The 17,875-nt window shown below is 72.5% G+C and carries 14 protein-coding genes and 1 pseudogene; 11 read left to right on the forward strand and 4 right to left on the reverse strand.

The window, feature by feature from the left end; all coding sequences use genetic code 11:
- Positions 1 to 14: 14 nt before the first annotated feature.
- From C1I99_RS02420 to C1I99_RS02445, 6 genes are read left to right on the forward strand one after another with little or no spacing between them, the layout of a single operon-like run.
- The gene (locus C1I99_RS02420; protein ID WP_111132514.1) at positions 15 to 1,610 is read left to right on the forward strand and encodes an FAD-dependent oxidoreductase; all 1,596 of its coding nucleotides are present in this window, start codon (positions 15 to 17) and stop codon (positions 1,608 to 1,610) included.
- 21 nt (positions 1,611 to 1,631) lie between these two features.
- Entirely contained in the window at positions 1,632 to 2,912 is a 1,281-nt protein-coding gene (locus C1I99_RS02425; protein WP_111132515.1) for an ABC transporter substrate-binding protein, read from the forward strand.
- A 13-nt stretch (positions 2,913 to 2,925) separates the two neighbouring features.
- Positions 2,926 to 3,873 carry a carbohydrate ABC transporter permease gene (locus tag C1I99_RS02430; protein WP_111132516.1) on the forward strand — a complete coding sequence of 316 codons (948 nt, stop codon included), beginning with the start codon at positions 2,926 to 2,928 and terminating at the stop codon, positions 3,871 to 3,873.
- Complete coding sequence (locus tag C1I99_RS02435; protein ID WP_111132517.1) at positions 3,863 to 4,705, forward strand: carbohydrate ABC transporter permease; 843 nt, start codon at positions 3,863 to 3,865, stop codon at positions 4,703 to 4,705. The genes C1I99_RS02430 and C1I99_RS02435 overlap by 11 nt, the downstream gene beginning before the upstream one ends.
- Entirely contained in the window at positions 4,702 to 5,610 is a 909-nt protein-coding gene (locus C1I99_RS02440; RefSeq protein ID WP_111132518.1) for an ROK family protein, read from the forward strand. The genes C1I99_RS02435 and C1I99_RS02440 overlap by 4 nt, the downstream gene beginning before the upstream one ends.
- Positions 5,611 to 5,651: 41 nt before the next feature.
- A complete protein-coding gene (locus C1I99_RS02445; protein WP_111132519.1) occupies positions 5,652 to 6,359 on the forward strand; it encodes an N-acetylmannosamine-6-phosphate 2-epimerase in 708 nt (235 codons plus the stop codon).
- Positions 6,360 to 6,487: 128 nt separating this feature from the next.
- Here C1I99_RS02445 and C1I99_RS02450 read toward each other — a convergent pair whose 3' ends face one another.
- The 3 genes and pseudogenes from C1I99_RS02450 to C1I99_RS02460 all read right to left on the reverse strand — a co-directional run bounded on the left by C1I99_RS02450 (position 6,488) and on the right by C1I99_RS02460 (position 10,567).
- On the reverse strand, positions 6,488 to 9,478 hold the full coding sequence (locus tag C1I99_RS02450) for a 3-keto-alpha-glucoside-1,2-lyase-like domain-containing protein (RefSeq protein ID WP_199561900.1): 2,991 nt from the start codon (positions 9,476 to 9,478) through the stop codon (positions 6,488 to 6,490).
- Between the two features lie 255 nt (positions 9,479 to 9,733).
- Positions 9,734 to 10,159, reverse strand: a pseudogene (locus C1I99_RS02455) (putative PEP-binding protein); the annotation flags it as partial.
- A gap of 285 nt (positions 10,160 to 10,444) precedes the next feature.
- Entirely contained in the window at positions 10,445 to 10,567 is a 123-nt protein-coding gene (locus C1I99_RS02460) for a ribosomal protein bL36 (RefSeq protein ID WP_111132521.1), read from the reverse strand.
- Between the two features lie 314 nt (positions 10,568 to 10,881).
- On the opposite strand from C1I99_RS02460, the gene C1I99_RS02465 reads away from it, so the two are divergent.
- The 5 genes from C1I99_RS02465 (at position 10,882) to C1I99_RS02485 (ending at position 14,825) form a co-directional block, all read left to right on the forward strand.
- Positions 10,882 to 11,295, forward strand: coding sequence for an RlpA-like double-psi beta-barrel domain-containing protein (locus tag C1I99_RS02465; RefSeq protein ID WP_111132522.1), 414 nt, complete (start codon positions 10,882 to 10,884; stop codon positions 11,293 to 11,295).
- 13 nt (positions 11,296 to 11,308) lie between these two features.
- Positions 11,309 to 11,905 (forward strand): cell wall protein, encoded by a 597-nt coding sequence (locus C1I99_RS02470; protein WP_111132523.1) that lies wholly within the window; start codon positions 11,309 to 11,311, stop codon positions 11,903 to 11,905.
- A 73-nt stretch (positions 11,906 to 11,978) separates the two neighbouring features.
- Positions 11,979 to 12,845 carry a MauE/DoxX family redox-associated membrane protein gene (locus C1I99_RS02475; protein ID WP_199561901.1) on the forward strand — a complete coding sequence of 289 codons (867 nt, stop codon included), beginning with the start codon at positions 11,979 to 11,981 and terminating at the stop codon, positions 12,843 to 12,845.
- Positions 12,846 to 12,971: 126 nt separating this feature from the next.
- On the forward strand, positions 12,972 to 14,006 hold the full coding sequence (locus C1I99_RS02480; protein WP_199561902.1) for an NAD(P)H-dependent flavin oxidoreductase: 1,035 nt from the start codon (positions 12,972 to 12,974) through the stop codon (positions 14,004 to 14,006).
- 267 nt (positions 14,007 to 14,273) lie between these two features.
- Positions 14,274 to 14,825, forward strand: coding sequence for a dihydrofolate reductase family protein (locus tag C1I99_RS02485; protein ID WP_111132524.1), 552 nt, complete (start codon positions 14,274 to 14,276; stop codon positions 14,823 to 14,825).
- Here the strand turns inward: C1I99_RS02485 and C1I99_RS02490 are convergent.
- Entirely contained in the window at positions 14,804 to 17,863 is a 3,060-nt protein-coding gene (locus C1I99_RS02490) for an AfsR/SARP family transcriptional regulator (protein WP_111132525.1), read from the reverse strand. The genes C1I99_RS02485 and C1I99_RS02490 overlap by 22 nt on opposite strands.
- Between the last annotated feature and the right edge of the window lie 12 nt (positions 17,864 to 17,875).

The following is a 17,875-nucleotide window of genomic DNA, read 5'->3' on the forward strand; positions in this document are numbered from 1 at the left end:
AACACGTGGTACAGATGCGTGCGGACGTCCTCGTCGTCGGGGGCGGACTGGGCGGGGTCGCCGCGGCTCTCGCCGCGGCCCGGTCGGGCCGGTCCGTCATCCTGACCGAGGAGTTCGACTGGCTCGGCGGGCAGCTCACCAGCCAGGCGGTCCCACCGGACGAGCACTCGTGGATCGAGCAGTTCGGCGCCACCGCCAGCTACCGGGCCCTGCGCAACGGCATCCGCGACTACTACCGCCGGCACTACCCGCTCACCGAGCGGTCCCGCGCCTGGGCCGACCTCAACCCGGGAGCCGGCTGGGTCAGCCGGATCTGCCATGAGCCCCGGGTCGCCGTCGCCGTCCTCGAGGGAATGCTCGCCCCGTACCGTGGGGCGGGACGGTTGACCGTGCTCCAGCCGTACCGGCCGGTGGCCGCCGCGACCGAGGGTGACCGGGTGCTGGGGGTCACCGTGGCCCACCGCGACCGGGACGATCGCATCGACATCGCCGCGCCGTACGTCCTCGACGCCACCGAGACCGGTGAGTTGCTGCCGCTGTCCGGCACCGAGTACGTCACCGGGTTCGAGGGGCAGGCCCAGACCGGGGAGCCCAGCGCGCCGGCCGAGGCGCAGCCGCTCAACATGCAGGCCGTGTCGGTCTGCTTCGCCATCGACCACGTCGGCGGCGACCACACCATCGACCGTCCCGCCGGGTACGACTTCTGGCGCGACTACAAGCCCGACTTCTGGGGCGACCGGCTGCTGTCCTGGCGGTCACCGCACCCGCGCACCCTCGAGATCGTCGAGCGCAGCTTCACCCCCAACCCCGACGACGACCCGCTGAGCGTCCACGCCGACCAGCGCCTCAACCCCGGTGACGGCAACCTGTGGACGTTCCGGCGGATCGCCGCCCGGCGCAACTTCACCGACGGGGCGTACGGCAGCGACATCACCCTGGTCAACTGGCCGATGATCGACTACTTCGAGGGCCCGGTCATCGATGTGCCGAACGCCTCGTGGCACCTGACCAAGGCCCGCGAGCTGTCCTACTCGGTCCTGTACTGGTTGCAGACGGAGGCGCCCCGGCCCGACGGCGGTACCGGCTTCCCCGGGCTGCGGCTGCGCGGCGACGTGACCGGCAGCCGCGACGGCCTGGCGCAGGCGCCCTACATCCGGGAGTCACGCCGCATCCGGGCCGAGTACACGGTGGTGGAGCAGGACCTGTCCCTGGCCGTACGCGGCAGCCACGGCGCGATGCGCTACCCGGACGCCGTCGGCGTGGGGATGTACCGCATCGACCTGCACCCGTCGACCGGCGGCGACAACTACATCGACGTCGGCTCCTGCCCGTTCGAGATCCCGCTCGGCGCGCTGATCCCGCAACGGATGGAGAACCTGCTGCCGGCCGGCAAGAACATCGGCACCACGCACATCACCAACGGCAGCTACCGGCTGCACCCGGTCGAGTGGAACGTCGGCGAGGTCGCCGGCCTGCTCGCCGACTTCTGTCTGGCGCGGGGCGAGTCTCCACGCGCGGTCCGCAGCGACCCCCGTCTGCTGGCCGACTTCCAGGACCGCATCTCCGCCGCCGGCGTGGAACCGCGCTGGCCCGAGATCGCGGGCTACTGAACCCCCGGTGAGGAGAAGATTGTGAAACCAGGAAAGGCTCCCCGTGTCGTCGCCGCGGCACTGGCCGGTGTCCTCGCCCTGTCCGCCTGCGGCGGCGGCGAAGCGGAGGACACCGGCCCGGCCAGCCTGCGGATGACCGTCTGGTCGGCCAACGAGGCACACCTCAAGCTGTTCAACGAGATCGCCGACGAGTACCGCCGGAACCACTCGGACGTCGCCTCGATCACCTTCGACCCGCTGCCGTTCGAGAACTACACCACGACCCTGACCACCCAAATCGCCGGCGGGAACGCGCCCGACCTCGCCTGGGTGTTCGAGAACTCCGCCCCCGACTTCGTCGCCTCGGGCGCGCTGCTGCCCCTCGACGACACGCTCAAGAAGGCCGAGGGCTACCAGTACGACGACATCTCTCCCGCCACCCTGAAGCTGTGGCAGCACGACGGCAAGCTGTACGCCTACCCGTTCTCCACCTCCCCGTTCGGGGTGTTCGTCAACACCGACCTGCTCAGGCAGGCCGGGCAGAAGACACCGGCGGAGCTGATCGCCGCGGGACAGTGGACCTGGGACACCGCGCTCGCCGCCGCCGGTGCCACCCGGGCGGCCACCGGCAAGGCCGGCCTGGTGATCCGGGACTTCGACTACAAGGGCTGGGACAACCTGTCGACCTTCTGGACCGGTTGGGGCGCCCGGGCGTGGAGTGAGGACGGCCAGACCTGCGGCTTCGCCAGCCCCGAGATGGTCGAGGCGATGACCACCCTGCACCGGGCCATCTTCACCGCGAAGGCGCTGCCCGGTCCGGGAACGACCGCGGACTTCTTCGCCGGCGACGCGGCCATGACGATCACCCAGATCTCCCGCGCCTCCCTGCTCAAGGACGACAGCTTCGGCTGGGACCTGGTGCCGCTTCCCGCCGGCCCGAAGGGCGACTACGCGGTGGTCGGCCAGGCCGGCGTCGGGGTGCTGAAGAGGAGCCGGAACGCCGACGTCGCTGCCGACTTCCTCGCCTTCCTGACCAACCCCACCAACTCGGCCAAGCTCGCCCAGTTCTTCCCGCCACCCCGGCAGTCCCAGCTGACCGCGGAGACCCTCGCGAAGACGAACCCGAAGCTCAAGCCGGAGCAGTTGCAGGCGGTCGTCATCGACGGCATCACCAAGGGCGTGGTCAAGCCCAGCCACGCCGGGCAGGCCGAGCTGAGCCAGCAGGTACGCGCCGGGCTGGACCCGCTGTGGACGCCGGGCGCGGACGTCAAGACCGTCTTGGACGGCGTCTGCGCCAAGATCCAGCCGTTGCTGGCGAAGTAGGAGCAGCCGGATCATGTCCCAGACGGACACCAGGGTGGACCGGGTCGAGGCCCGGTCCACCCTGGACCGGGCGCGGCCGTTCTGGACCAGCCGCCGTCGCGACCAGCTCACCGGTTACCTGTTCATCGCCCCGCAACTGTTCGGCAGCGCCGCCTTCGTGATCCTTCCGCTGGCCCTGGTGGTCTGGTACAGCCTGCACGAGTGGAACGTGCTCGCCGGCACCTTCGACTTCGTCGGCGCCGAGAACTACCGGGCCCTCGCCGCCGATCCCAACCTCGGCGCGGTGCTGCGGGCCACCGGACTGTTCTCCGCCGGCCTGGTGGTGTTCAACCTCGGCCTGGCGTTGCTGCTGGCCGTCCTGCTGAACCAGAAGCTGCGCGGCACGATCGTGTTCCGCACCCTGTTCTTCTCCCCCGTCGTGGTCTCGCTGGTGGCATGGACCATCGTGTGGGGCTTCCTGCTGCAGGACAACGGCGGCGTCAACGGCCTGCTCGACACCGTCGGGGTGGACGGGCCGAACTGGCTGCGCGGCGAGGGCAGCGCGATGCTCTCGGTCATCGTCGTCCAGGTGTTCAAGAACGTAGGGCTGAACATGGTGCTGTTCCTGGCTGCCCTGCAGGGCGTTCCGGCCGAGTTGTACGAGGCCGCCGAGGTGGACGGAGCGAGCCGGATGCGCCAGTTCTGGCGGATCACGGTGCCGCTGATCAGCCCCACGATCCTGCTCACCTCGATCATCACGGTGGTCGGGTCGCTGCAGGTCTTCGCGCAGATCGCGGTGCTCACCCAGGGCGGGCCCGGCACCTCGACCACGGTGCTCGTCTACTACCTCTACCAGCAGGCGTTCCAGTTCCACCACTTCGGCTACGGGGCCACGCTGTCGATCGTGCTGTTCGCCATCGTGCTCGCCCTCACCGTGCTGCAGTGGCAGATGCGCAAGAGGTGGGTCTTCCATGAGTCGTGACCTGTCCCGCCGAGCACGGCTGGTGCTCTACGGGGTGCTCCTCGTCCTGGCGGTTCCCTTCGTCTTCCCGACGTGGTGGATGATCACCTCGTCGCTGAGGCCGGTGGCGGACATCTTCGCCTTCCCCCCGCAACTCCTGCCGGTCAACCCGCGGCTGGACGCCTACCAGCGGGTGTTCGAGTTGCAGCCGTTCGGCCGGCAGTACCTCAACAGCCTCTACATCGCGCTGGTGGTCACCGCCGGCACGCTGGCCGTGTCGGCGCTGTCCGGGTACGCCTTCGCGCGGATCCGGTTCCGCGGCCAGAACCTGTTGTTCCTGGTCGTCCTCGCGGGTCTGCTCATCCCGAGCGAGGTGACCATCGTGCCGCTGTTCCAGATGTTCTTCACGCTCGGCCTGGTCGACACCCACTGGCCGCTGATCCTGGTGCCGATCCTCGGCGCGCCCAGCGTGCTGGCGACGTTCATCATGCGGCAGTTCTTCATCAGCCTTCCCGGGGAGTTGGAGGAGGCGGCCCGGGTCGACGGGCTGGGCCGCTTCGCCACCTTCTGGAAGATCGCCCTGCCGCTGTCGCGGCCCGCGCTGGGCGCGGTCGCCATCTTCACCTTCCTGCACAGCTGGAACCTCTACCTGGAGCCGATCGTGTTCCTGTCCTCACCGGGGAAGTTCACCTTGCCGCAGGCCCTGACCCAGTTCGTCGACGCCTACGGCGGCCCGATGTGGGACGTCCAGCTCGCCGCGGCGTCGATGACCGCGCTGCCGGTCCTGGTGGTCTTCGTCATCGCGCAGAAGCAGTTCGTCGAGGGTCTCGCGCACACCGGCCTCAAGGGATGACGACGAGGGCATCCCGGGTCGGCCTCGACATCGGCGGCACCAAGACGGTGGCAGGGCTGGTCGGCCCGGACGGTGCGGTGCTCGCCCGGCGCCGGATGCCCACCCCCGCCCGGTCGGGCCCCGACGCCGTGCTGGACGCCGCCGCGCTGCTGGCCGCGGAGCTGCTCGACGCCGCCGGCACCGGACCGGTCGGGGTGGGCACCGCCGGCACGCTCGACCCGGCGACCGGCACGATCCGGTACGCCACCGACAGCCTGCCGGGCTGGAGCGGCACTCGGGTCGCCGACGCCCTCACCGCACGGCTGGCGCGACCGGTCCGGGTCGCCAACGACGTGGACGCCGCCGCGCTGGGCGAATGCTGGGTCGGCGCGGGACGGGGCAGGCGGCATCTGCTGCTGGTCGCGGTCGGGACCGGCCTGGGCGGCGCCGTCATCCGGGACGGCCGCGTCGAGACGGGTGCCCGCGGCACCGCCGGTGAGGTCGCTCACCTGCCGACACCGGGCGCCGGACGGCTGCGCTGCGGGTGTGGCCGGTACGGGCATCTGGAGGCGATCGCCTCCGGCAGCGGGCTGTCCGCCGCGTACACCCTGGCGACCGGCGTCCGGGTCAGCGGGCAGGCGGTGGCAGACCGCGCGGCCGCCGGGGACCCCACCGCGCAGCAGGTACTGGGCCGGGCCGGCAGCGCCCTCGGCGCGGCTCTGGCGGGGTTGGTGGCCCTGCTGGATCCGCAGGCGGTGCTGGTCGCCGGCGGGGCGGCCGGTGCCCTGCTGCCCGCCGCGACGGCCGCCTATGCGGCCGAGTTGCCGGCGGGCTGGGCCGGCGTGCCCCTGCTGCCCGCCGCGCTGGGTCCGGACGCCGTCGTGGTGGGGGCGGCGCGACTGGCCATGGACAGCAGTGCGGAGTGACGGTGCGGACCGTGCCGGCACCGACGGAAGGGATCAGACCGGTGAGTGTGCTCGACGACCTGGCCGGCGGGCTGGTGGTCTCCTGCCAGCCGCTGCCCGACGAACCGGAGGACCCGATGCGCGACCCGTACGTGCAGGCCCGGGTGGCCGCCGCGGTGGTGCGGGGCGGTGCGGTGGCGGTACGGGCGAACGGACCGGCCGACATCGGGGCGATCCGAGCGGCGGTCAGCGTCCCCGTGATCGGGCTGCACAAGCGCGGCACGGAGGGGGTCTTCATCACGCCGACGGCGGCCGACGCGGTCGAGGTGGCGCGGGCGGGAGCACACGTCATCGCCGTGGATGCGACCAACCGTCCCCGCCCGGACGGGCGGACCTTCGCCGACACGGTCCGGGCGGTCCGCGCGCACGGCGACGCGTTGATCCTCGCCGACGTCTCCACCGCCGAGGAGGGGATGACCGCCGTCCGGGACGGCGCGGACGCGGTGGCGACGACCCTGTCCGGCTACACCTCGACGAGCCCGTGCGGCCAGGGGCCCGACCTGGGGCTCGTGGCACGGCTCGTCTCGCTGGTGCGGGTTCCGGTCATCGCCGAAGGCCGGTACCGGAACGCGGAGCAGATCGGCCTGGCGTTCGCGGCGGGCGCCCACGCGGTGGTGGTGGGTAACGCGATCACGTCACCATTGTGGATCACGCGCCACCTGGCTCCGGCCACCCCCGCGGCGGCCCTCGAATCCGAACCCGACGGGTGACGCCACGGGCAGGCGCGGGGTCGAAGGTCGGTGGTCAGCCCCACTTCGGCCCCGCGCCGGCCGCTCCAGGTCGGCGTCCCTTCCGCCCGCCGTAGGACCGGCGCAGCGCCCGCTACCAAGCCCCTCCCCTACACGGGCTCGATCCAGATGTTGCGGTAGCGGACCTTGTCCCCGTGGTCCTGCAGCCGGATGGCCCGGGCCGACGGTCCCTCCGGCCCGCCGCCCCCGGTCGGGCCGTCGATGGCCACGTCGTTGTGGACGACGGCGCCGTTCCAGACCACAGTGACGCGTGCGTCGGCGGTCTTGGCGCCGGCGCTGTCGTATCGGGCCGCGCGGAAGGTGATGTCGTACGTCTGCCAGGTTTCCGGGGCGGTGGCGGCGTTGCTGTCCGCGGCCTTCTTGTTGTAGATCGCGGCCGCGTCGTTGCTCTCCACCGTCTCCTTCCCGTACGAGTCCAGCACCTGGATCTCGTAGCGCTCCTGGAGGTACACGCCGCTGTTGGCGCGGGCCTGGCCCGTCACGTCCGGCGGGAGGTTCGGCAGCCAGAACTCGACGTGCAGCTTGAAATCGCCGAAGCCCTGCTTGGTGCGGATGTCCCCGCAGCAGACCTCCGCCGCGCCGTCGACCAGCCTCCACTGCGCGTCACGACCGTCGGTGTGCTGCCAGTTCGACAGGCTCGACCCGTCGAACAGGACGATGCGCTCCCCCTGGACGTTGACGTCGATCAGGTCGAGGTTGACGTGGCCGGTGTCGCCGGTGTCGTGTCGGTAGGCGATGGTGTTGACGCCGGCTCGGAGTTGCAACGCTTCGGTCTGGGTGGCCCACGTCTCCCAGTCGCCGGTGGTGGGCAGGCTCGTCTGCTTGATCTTGTCGCCGTTGACGTGGACGCTCACCGTCTTGGTGCCGGAGAACGGGTGCGGTCCGTTGGAGTAGCGCAGGCCGACGTCGTAGGTGCCGCCGGAATCGACGGTGACGCTGAACGTCGTGGTGGCGCCGAGGGTGCCGTACCTGTCCACGAACCCGGTGCCCGAGTAGCCCGAGTGATCGGTGTTGATGCCCGCCCCGCCGGTGAGGGCCGCCTCCTCCGCCTCGTACGTGGTGACCGGTGGCTGCTCGCCGGGCAGCGCGTTCAGCGTGTACCACGCCTCGGTGCTCCACAGCGTCTCGCCGTTGACGGCGCTGAACGGGCGCGGCGAGCGGATGTGCACGACCCGGCCCGGCTTCAGTCCGGGGATCTCCAGGCTGACCTTCCTGCCGTCGGGCGACAGCACGGCCGACCGTACGGCCAGCGTCTCCTCGTTGACCTTCGGCCCGCCGTAGCGGGGGGTCGGGACGTAGCGCCACTGCTTGACCTGGTACCCGGTGGCCAACGCACCCGCCGTCGCCGCCGACAACGGCTGGGTGTACTCCAGCTCGAATCCGTTCGGCCTGGCACGCATCGCCAGGATGTCGAAGGTGTTCCTGCCGTTCGGCGTCAGCTTCTGCAGGCCGTGGGCAAGTTTGCCGGGCTGGCCCCAGTTGCCGCCGGCGCCCAGACCACCGGCGTAGATCGCCCCGTCGGGGCCCAGGCTGATCCGGTTGACGCCGGCCTCCAGTCCCTGGGTGAGCCGGAAGACCGCCCCCTGGTAGGCGCCCTTGACCTTCTCCAGATAGGCGCGCTGGATGCCGCCGTAGGTCACGTCTCCGATCAGCATCTGCCCGGCGAACGGGCCCTCGGTGAGATACAGCGGCGTACTGGGCGAGTTGGCGATCTCGTTCTGCGGCAACCACAGCACCGGCTGGGTCACCGGATTGGCGTCGAACGGCCCGTCGGGGTTCATGTGGTGGTTGAAGAAGCGGTCCTGTTTGATGTGCACCAGCTTCGAGGCCGGCAACCAGCCGCCCTGGTTGTCCGTCACGAAGATGTCGCCCTTGGGCCCCCATCCGATGCCGTTGGGCGTCCGCAGGCCGCCGGCGACGTAGGAGATCTTGCCGGTCTTCCGGTTCACCTTGAGTGTGGTGCCGCGGTTGGGCGCGGGTTGCGGGTCGGTTGTCGCGCCACCGTAGTTGATCGCGACCGACAGGTTCAGGTAGAAGAAACCGTCCCGGTAGAGCAGCCCGAAGGCGAACTCATGGAAGTTGCCGCCGAAGGGCCACGTCGCGACCGTCCGGTGCTCGTCGACGACGCCGTCGCCGTCGTGGTCGTCGAGTTCGGTCAGCTCGTGCTTCTGGGAGACGTACAGCTTGCCGTCGACGGCCTTGATGCCCATCGGCTCCTTCAGGCCGCTGGCCACCTTCTGTGCGGTCACCCGGTTCGGGCTGGTGTCGCCCTGGACGTTGTCGAGCAGGTAGACCTCGCCCGAGGTGGTGTTACTGCCGCCCCAGGTGGTCACGGCCAGCCGACCGTCCGGCATCCAGTCCATCGCGGTGACCTGCGGCTCGAAGCCGTTCGGCCGGAGGTCGGTCAGGGTGTAGTTCGGATGGACCCCGGTCAGGGGCAGGCCGTCACCCGGTGTGTCGGTGACGCCCTCGCACTCCTTGCGGCCCGGCGCGGTGACCCGCACGACGCCGGCGTCGGTGCTCAGCACCGAGTTCGGCACGACGACGAAGTCGGCGGAACCCGGCGCCTTCCAGGCCAAGGTGATCTGCTGGCCGCCGCCGCGTTCGAAGTGTTCGATGCGCAGGGAGTGGTAGCCCGCCGTCAGGGTGATCGTGCCGTCCTTGGGCTCCGCGGCGTGCAGGCCGTCGTGGTCGATGACCAGTTGGTCGTCGATCAGCAGGCGCGAGCCGTCGTCACTGGTCAGCCGGAAGGTGTATACGCCGTCCTGCGGGACGTTCAGGTTGCCGGTCACGTGGGCCACGAAGTTGTCGCTTAAGCCGAAGTCGCTGGTCGAGGACCAGTTGATGGTAGGCATCAACGTGTCGACGTTGGGCGTCTGTCCGGGCTTCAGGGTGCAGATCCTGGTCAGTGGGACCTGCACGTCGTACACGCGCAGGGTGACGCCGGGCTCCTGTGGCGGAAGCGTGAGGCTGCCGGCCTGGCCCGACAGCTGCGCGGCGGCCGGCGTCGACCAGAGGCTGCCGGTGAGAACAGCGGCGACGAGCAGACCCGCGAGCCGCCTGTGACGTCGTCGGTACATCCGTGGATCCATTCGTCCTCCTAATGGTGGGAACGGGTGGCGGCGGTGGGCAACGAGACCACCTCGAAGCCGGACGACCGACCCGGATCCAAAGGCCGGCCGTTCCGTTACGTGGCTGAAGCGTCGACGCGTCGTGACGGACACATTAGGAGGCTTCTGCTCCTGGTGTCCATACATTCACATCGACCTGCCTTACTTTCGTACTGATCAAGCGAAAGTTTCGGGGACTGCACGGCCGATCTGCCGGCCTACCGATCACGTGGCGGCGACGCCGGTCAGCGGCGACGCCGGAGGGTCCACTACGGCCAGCGCCTCGGCGGCGAGCCGCCGACAGTCGGCGAGGGTGTGCGCGGCCAGCGCCTCCCGCACCTCGGGCACGGCTCGCGGGGCCATGGACAGGCTGGTCACCCCGAGGCCGGCGAGCACCAGCGCGAATCTCGGGTCGGCCGCCGCCTCGCCGCACACACCGACCGGCTTGCCGGCGGCCCGGCCGGCGGCCGCGCAGGCCGCGACCAAATCGAGCAGGGCCGGCTGCCACGGATCGAGCAGGTCGGCCAGTTGCCCGCACTGACGGTCGGCGGCGAAGGTGTACTGGCTCAGATCGTTGGTGCCGATGCTCAGGAAGTCGGCGGTCGTCAGCAGCGCGCGTGCCCGCAGCGCCGCCGCCGGCACCTCGACCACGCCGCGGTCTGCGCCGGGTACGCGCACCGGGGCGGTGCTGCCGTCACCGATGCGGTGGCACGCTCCGGCGTCCCGGTCGACAGCAAGCTCGACGGCGCCTCCCACGTCCACGTCCAGGCGGCCCACCCGCTGGTCCGCCATTCCCTATCGCATCAGCGGGGTGCGGCGTCGCCCTGGGGGTCAGAACGGGGTCACCGCCGGGCGCGGGTGGCGACCCTCGCGACGTGTGTGCTCAGGCTACGGAAGGTTCGACGGCCCGCCGCGGACGAGCCGCCCGCGGTCTACTCAGCCCTGCCGGGCCTTCTGCCGCCGGTCGGCCTTGTTGATCACGAAGGTCCTTCCCCTACGGCGCACCACGATCGAGTTCATCTTCCGCTTCAGCCCTCGCAGCGAGTTTCGGACCTTCATCGCACGCCGCCCCTTCCTGGTCGTTCGCGACCCGGCCGTGACCTTCCGCAGCCCGCGTACCCGGCGGGACACCGGTCATTCGTGGAGCCGCCGGCACCGGCCGCCGCATCGACCGTGACAGCCTGCCCGCCTTCGGGCGGCGCCTGGGAGGCTTCCGGGCGCCACCAGTGACAGGTGACCGCTCCACCGGGCCAGCAGCCGCGCGTGTAGGAAACCTTCCATCCATCCGTTGACTTCGACGGTTTATGCCACAACAATCGTCGTCTATATCGACGCATGTCGTTGTTGATCGTCAACCCTGGAGGGAGGTACCCATGGCAGCCCTGAGAGGCGAGGTCTCCTGGTTCTGCTGCGGCAGCGCCTGGGGTCCCTGCGGCTCCGCCGGTGGCGGTGCCTGCGGCACCTGTTCGTCCGGCAACTACCAGCACGCCTGGCCGAACACCTCGGACGCGTGCCTGGCCATCACCCGGCCGCACGCCTGCGGTATTACCGGGATGAGCCGCCGCGGCTGCGGCTTCCGGCACTACACCACCAACCTCTGCAACGGCGCGCGGGTCGGCACCGCGATCGCCGACTGCGGCCCGCAGACCGACCTGTTCTGCGGCGAGCGCACCTGCTGCGGCTCGGCCTGTGGCAGCAACCGGATCATCGACCTGACGCCCGCGGCGTACAGCGCTATCGCCAGCCTCTCCACCGGGCTGCGACCCTGCTCGGTCAACACCGTCTGAACGGGAGGGCACCATGGACCAGACCCTGGACCGTCGGCGGCTGCTCGCCACCGCCGCACTCGGCGGCGTGGTCACCGCCACCGGTCTCGGCTCGCTCGCCCCCGAGGCCGCCTTCGCCGCCGAGGCGACGACCGTCGAGCCCGGCGCGCCGGACCCGAACTTCGCCGAGGGCCGGATCGGCAAGATCACCGGCAACATGCTGCTCGTCACCGGCTCGGACACCGTGTTGCACTCGATCCGGATCACCGACGGCACGAGCATCTGGAAGCTGCACCCGACCACCTTCGACCGGGTGGCCGTCGGGGACGGGCTCTACGCCCGCGGCGTCCGCCTGCCCGACGGTACGCTCGCCGCCGACGCCGTCTGGGTCAACATCGTCAACCTGCACGCCCACATCGCCGCGGTCGGCCGCAACGTGCTGCACCTCGATCACAAGGGCCGCCGGATCGTCGCGCACGTGGTGCCGGACCGCTCGGCCGCGGTCTACAACGGCACCCCGGCCGTCAGCGACATGTCGCTGCTGCGGGTCGGCCGGCACGTCCAGGTGCTCGGCGCCTGGCATCCGGACACAAACGAGATCGACATCGCCACCGTCTACGCCGCCGCCTAGCGGCGCGAGGTCCGGGCGGTACGCAGCCGCGAACCGTCCGGGCGTCGCCCGCCGGACACGCAATGGAGAACCCATGATCGAGATGATTGCGGCGCTGCAACCGCTGGTGGTCGGTGCGGTGCTGATCTGGTCCGCCCGTGTGAAGCTGTTCAGTCGGCACGCCGCCGCCGCGGCCGACCGGTCGGCGCTCGTCCCGATACTCGGGCAGCGCCGGGCGCTGCCGGCGTACCGGCTGCTCGGTGGTGTCGAGCTGACCCTCGGCGCGCTGCTGCTGCTGCCACCCGTGCTGCGCCTGGAGGCGGTCGCGGCGGCCGTGCTGGCCGCCGGTTTCCTCGCCTACCTCACGTACGCCCGACGGGCCGCTCCGGCGTCGTCCTGCGGCTGCCTGAGCGCCAGCCCGACCCCGGTCTCCGGTCGCAGCCTGGCCCGCGCCGGGCTGCTGCTGATGGCCGGCGGGTTGGCCGCGTCGGCCACCGGTGGCTGGCCGGCCGCGCTCGCCGGGCGACCGGTGGCCGCCATGGCGGTGCTGCTCGCCGAGGTGGCGGCAGTGGTGGCGCTCTCACCGGAGCTGGACCAGGGCTGGCTGCTGCCGCTGCGCCGGCTGCGCGCCCGGCTGACCCACCCGCTGCGCGGCGGCTCCGGCGTGCCGCTGCTGGCCACCGTGCAGCAGCTCCAGCTCAGCGACGCCTACCGGCGCGTGGCGCCGCTGCTCCGCTCCGACGTGCGGGAACACTGGGACGACGGTGACTGGCGTTTCGTCGGGCAGGCCGCGCGCTACCAGGGCCGCCCGGTGACCGCGGTGTTCGCCGTGCCGCTGGCCGATCCGCAGCCCGACGCCGTGCGGGTCGCCGTGGTCGACGACGCCACCGGGCACGCCCTGCTGAGCCTGGCCGGCACGCCGGCGCCCGCCGGGCCTCGGCTCTCCGTCGTCCCGGCCTGACGCCGGACCGGCCGCCGCCCCCCTCTTGCCGGACGCGTACGGCGGCCGGGGATCGGACCCGACCCACCCGGCGGGCGTCGTGCGGGGCGCCGGCGCGGAGGCAGCATCGCAGGGCAGGATGGCGGGGTGACCGAAGTGTGGACCGAACTGCTCGGCAGCGCGACACCGATCGTGGCCGCGCCGATGGCCGGCGGCGCGACGACGCCGCACCTGGTGTCCGCGGTCGCCGGGGCCGGCGGGTTCGGATTCCTGGCGGCGGGCTACCAGCCGGTCGAGGCCGTCGCCGCGGAGCTGCGGGAGCTCCGCGACGGCGGTACGCCCTACGGGGTGAACCTGTTCGTGCCAGGGCCACCCGAGATCGGGGAGGCCGAGTTCCGCCGGTACGCCCGCGAACTCGCCGACGAGGGACGCCCGTACGGGCTCGACCTCGGCACCGCGCCGCTCATCCACGACGACGATCACTGGCCGGAGAAGCTCGACCTCCTCCTGACCAACCCGGTGCCGGCAGTCAGCTTCACCTTCGGTCTGCCCGAGAAGTCGGTGGTCGCCGCGCTGCAGCGGTCGGGCACCCGGGTGCTGGCCACGGTGACGACGGTGGACGAAGCACGCGCCGCAGCCGAGCTGGGCGTCGACGGCGTGGTCGCCCAGGGCATCGAGGCCGGCGGCCACCGCGGCACGCACACCCCGCAGCGGCCCACGCCGGCGGTGTCGACCGAGCCGCTGGTCCGACAGGTCGCACGGGCCACCCGGCTGCCCGTCGTCGCCGCCGGCGGCGTGGGCGGCGGCGAACACGTCCGGCGCCTCATCGCCGCCGGCGCGACCGCCGTGGCCGTCGGCACGCTGCTGCTACGCACCGACGAGAGCGGGGCGAATCAGCTGCACAAGGACGCGCTGGCCGACCCGGCCCGGACCGAGACGGTGATCACGCGCGCCTTCACGGGACGACCCGCACGCGGCCTCCGCAACGCGTTCATCGACCGGCACGAGGCGACCGCCCCGCTCGGCTACCCGGCGGTGCATCACCTGACCCGGGCCCTGCGCTCCGCGGCGACCGCGGCCGGCCAGCCGGACCAGGTCCACCTCTGGGCGGGCACCGCGTACCGGAACGCGCCGGCCGGCCCGGCCGCCGATGTCATCGCCGGGCTGTCCGCCGCGCTCTGAGTCTCCCGCCAGGTGGCCGCTCCGACACGCACCGGGCGCACGACCGAGCTGGTGACAGCGGCCTGGCGGACGATCGTGCCCGGGTCCGCCCGCCAGCGGCCGGGCGGCTGAGCCCGGGCAGCCCTCTCGCCTGCGCCGCGACCTCGCCGCGCGGGCGGTGACCGACAGCCGCACGAACCCGCGTAAGGCCACCTGAAGCGAAACGTAAGCGGCCCCGGGCAGACTGCTGGTTGCCGACAACGGAGTACCAGCCAGGAGGAACCCGAGATGCGCAGGATCATCAACTCGACCTACATCAGCCTCGACGGCGTCATCGCGGATCCCGCGTGGACCATGCCGTACTTCGACGACGAGGCCGCCGCCTTCGCCGGCGAGCAGACGGCCGCGGCAGACGCGCTGCTGATGGGCCGGCGCACCTACGAGGGCTTCGCGGCCGCCTGGCCGACCCGGGACGAGAGCGACCCGAGTACCGGCGCGGCCTACTTCAACAACGTCAAGAAGTACGTCGCCTCGACCACCCTCACCGACCCTGAGTGGAACAACAGCGAGGTGCTGCAGGGCGACCTGATCGAGGCGGTCACCGGACTGAAGGCCCAGAACGGCAAGGACATCCTGATGTACGGCTACGGCGCGGTCACCCACGCCCTGGTCAAGGCGGGCCTGGTGGACGAGATCCGGTTCTGGATCCACCCGGTGTTCGTTGGCGGCCCGTCGGTCTCCGCACCGCTGAACGAGGCGCAGACGACGCTGGCCCTGGCCGACACCAAGGTCATGAAGAGCGGCGTGATCATCGCGACCTACACGCCGGCCGCCCGGTAGACGGAAGCCGATCCGACCTGCACCCGGGCCTCGCCCGGGCTCAGGTCGTGCCCGGCCCGGTACGCGGCCGCGAACCGGTCCGCGCCGAGCGCCGCGATGACCCGCTCGGTCGTCCGGTCGATCTCGTCCTGTTCCGCGGGTGCCGCCGGCACCCGCGCCGCGACCCGGGCGGCGTGCGCGGCGCCGAGGATCCGCGCCCCGACCTCTGGCGCCGGCGCCGCCGACGCCAGCCCGTCGAGGGCACCGACCACGTCGCGCCGCGCACCGATCGCGACTGCCACGTCGAACGCCCGGGCGTGCAGGGCCAGCGCCCGGGCGCGTTCGCCGCCCGCCGCGGCCGCGTACCCCAGGTCGGTCAGCACCATCGGCAGGAACAGGCCGTCCTCGCCGCCCTGCTCGGCCAGGCGTTCCAGGTGCGCGGTGGCGACGTCCAGCTTGCCGTCGCGCCGGGCGGCGATGCCGAGGCTCAGCTCGGCGAAGACCTGCGCGGCCGGCGCATCCTGCTCGACGGCCAGCCGGTACGCGCGCTCGGCCAGCTCCCACGCCTGCTGGTAGTCCCGGGTCTGCACGGCGAGCCAGGCCAACCAGGACAGCTTGTTGCCGACCTCCGGCCACAGCGCCAGCTCCTCGGCCCAGCGCAGGCCCGCGCGGTGCAGGGCGGCTGCGCGCTCGTAGTCGCCGGTCAGCTCGGCCAGGCCGCCCACCCAGTCGGTCGCCTGGAACCGCCCCCAATCGTCCCCCAGCGTCGCGAACAGGGTGGCGGCCCGCGTGCCCGCCCGCTCCAGCACGGCGAGGTCGCTGGCGGCGTGGGCGAGTTTGGCCCGGCTCACGCACACGGCCGCCTCGACCCACGGGTCGTCGCCCGCCGCGAGCGCCCGGTCGAGCAGCGCCGCCGTCCGCGCCAGGTCGCTCTGCTCGAACAGCGCGGCCGCCACGAACCAGGTCGCGCGGCCGTCGGCATACCGGGCGAGGGCCGCGTCGACCTCGGCCGGCGGGACGGGCTCGCCCTGGAGCAGCGCGAACCCGGCGCGCCACACCGCAGCCTGCGCGCGCGCCGCGGTATCACCCTCCCCGGCCAGCCCGCGGCGCGCCTCGCTCAACCGGCCGCGGAGAAACCAGTACCAGGTCAGGGCGTTGGCGAGGCGCAGACCGCCACCGTGCGCGAGGGCGGCGCGCAGGTTCGCGGCCTCGGCGTCGAGGCGGGCCAGCCAGGCCCGCTGCTCGGAGCCGCGCAGCAGCGGGTCGGCACGCTCCGCCAACTCCGTGTAGTACGACGCGTGTCGCGCCCGGACCGCGTCGGCGTCGGCGAGCCGCTCCAGGGCGAACGCGGCCACCGACTCCAGCAGCCGGTAGCGCGGCACCCCGCCAGACTCGTCCAGCACCACCAGCGACCGGTCGACCAGCCGGGCCAGGACGTCGAGGTCGGCGCCGCAGACCGCCTCGGCCGCCTCCGCCGTGCAGCCGTCCCGGTGCACGGCGAGCCGGGACAGCACCGTCCGCTCGTCCTCCGCGAGCAGGTCCCAGCTCCAGCCGATCACCGCCGTCAGGGTGCGCTGCCGCGCCGGCACGTCCCGCTGCGTCGTGCTCAACAGCCGGAACCGGTCGTCCAGCCGCTCGACGACGCCGGCCAGGCCGAGCGCGCGGACCCGCTTCGCGGCCAGCTCCAGCGCCAGCGGCAGGCCGTCGAGACAGCGGCACAGCTGCGCGACGGCCGGGGCGGTCTGCTCGTCCAGCCGGAAGCCGCGCTGCTGCGCGGCGGCCCGGGCCGCGAACAGCCGGGCCGCGGCCGACCGCCGCACCGCGTCGACGTCTCGCCCGTCTCCGGGCACGGGCAGCGGCCGCACCTCCCACAGCAGCTCTCCGGTCAGTCCGAGCGGCTCCCGGCTGGTCGCCAGCACGGCCACGCCCACGGCCTCGCGCAGCAGCCGGCCGACCAGCGCGGCGACCGGCTCGATCACGTGCTCGCAGTTGTCGAGCACCAGTAGCGCCCGCCGGTGCCGCAGCGCGGCCACCAGATGGTCGGCGGCGCCGGTGCCCGCGACCTCCCGAACCTCCAGCGCGGCCAGCACCAGGTCCGCGACGCCCGTCTCGCCGGGCTGCAGCGCGGTCAGCTCGACCAGGTGCACACCGTCGGGAAACGCCTGCTCCCGGGCGGCCTCCGTGGCCAGCCGGGTCTTGCCGACCCCACCCGGTCCGATCAGCGTGACGAGCCGCCGCTGCGGCACGAGCGCCCGCAGCTCGGCGAGCGCCTCCGCTCGGCCGACCAGCTCATCCAGTTGCGCGGGCAGGCTGTTACGGATCCGCGCGGCCGCGGGCGGGACGCTCAGCTGCGCATCCTGCTCCAGGATCCGCTTGTGCAGCGCGATCAGCTCCGGGCCGGGGTCGAGGCCCAACTCGTCAGCGAGTCGGCGGCGCAGGTCGGCGTAGCTGTCCAGGGCCTCGGACTGGCGGCCGCCCGCGACAAGGGCGCGCAGCTGCAGGGCCCGCAGCCCCTCGCGCAGCGGGTGCCGGGCGACCAGCTCGGCCAGGTCGGCGACGACGAGCGCGTGCTCGCCGCGGGCCAGCCGGGCGGCGGCCAGCTTCTCGTGCACCACCAGGCGGGCCTCGGCGAGGCGGGCGGCCTCGGCGCGCACCCACTCCTCGTCCGCGACGTCCGCGTACGGCTCACCCCGCCACAGCCGCAGCGCCTCGACGAGGCTTTCCACATCGTCCTCGGCGGCCAGCTCGGCGAACCGCTCGGCGTCGACCGCCTCGGTGCGCAGCAGGTACCCCGGCGCCCGCGACTCGACCAGCTCCCGCGCTCCGGGTTCGGCGTCGTTGAGCGCCTTGCGCAGCTGCGAGACGCGCACCTGCAGCGCCCCGGTCGCGTTCGCGGGCGGGTCGCCCCACAGGTCGTCGATCAGCCGGTCCGCGGAAACGACCCGGTTGCGGTTGGCGAGCAGGTCGGCCAGCAGCGCCCGCACCTTGGTGCCTGGCACGGTGACGGGTTCGCCGGCGTCGGTGGTGACGGCGAGCGGCCCGAGGACGCCGAAACGCATGCCGGCCACCCT

Origin of the sequence: Micromonospora deserti, from assembly GCF_003236335.1 — a bacterium.
GTDB lineage: Bacteria > Actinomycetota > Actinomycetes > Mycobacteriales > Micromonosporaceae > Micromonospora > Micromonospora deserti.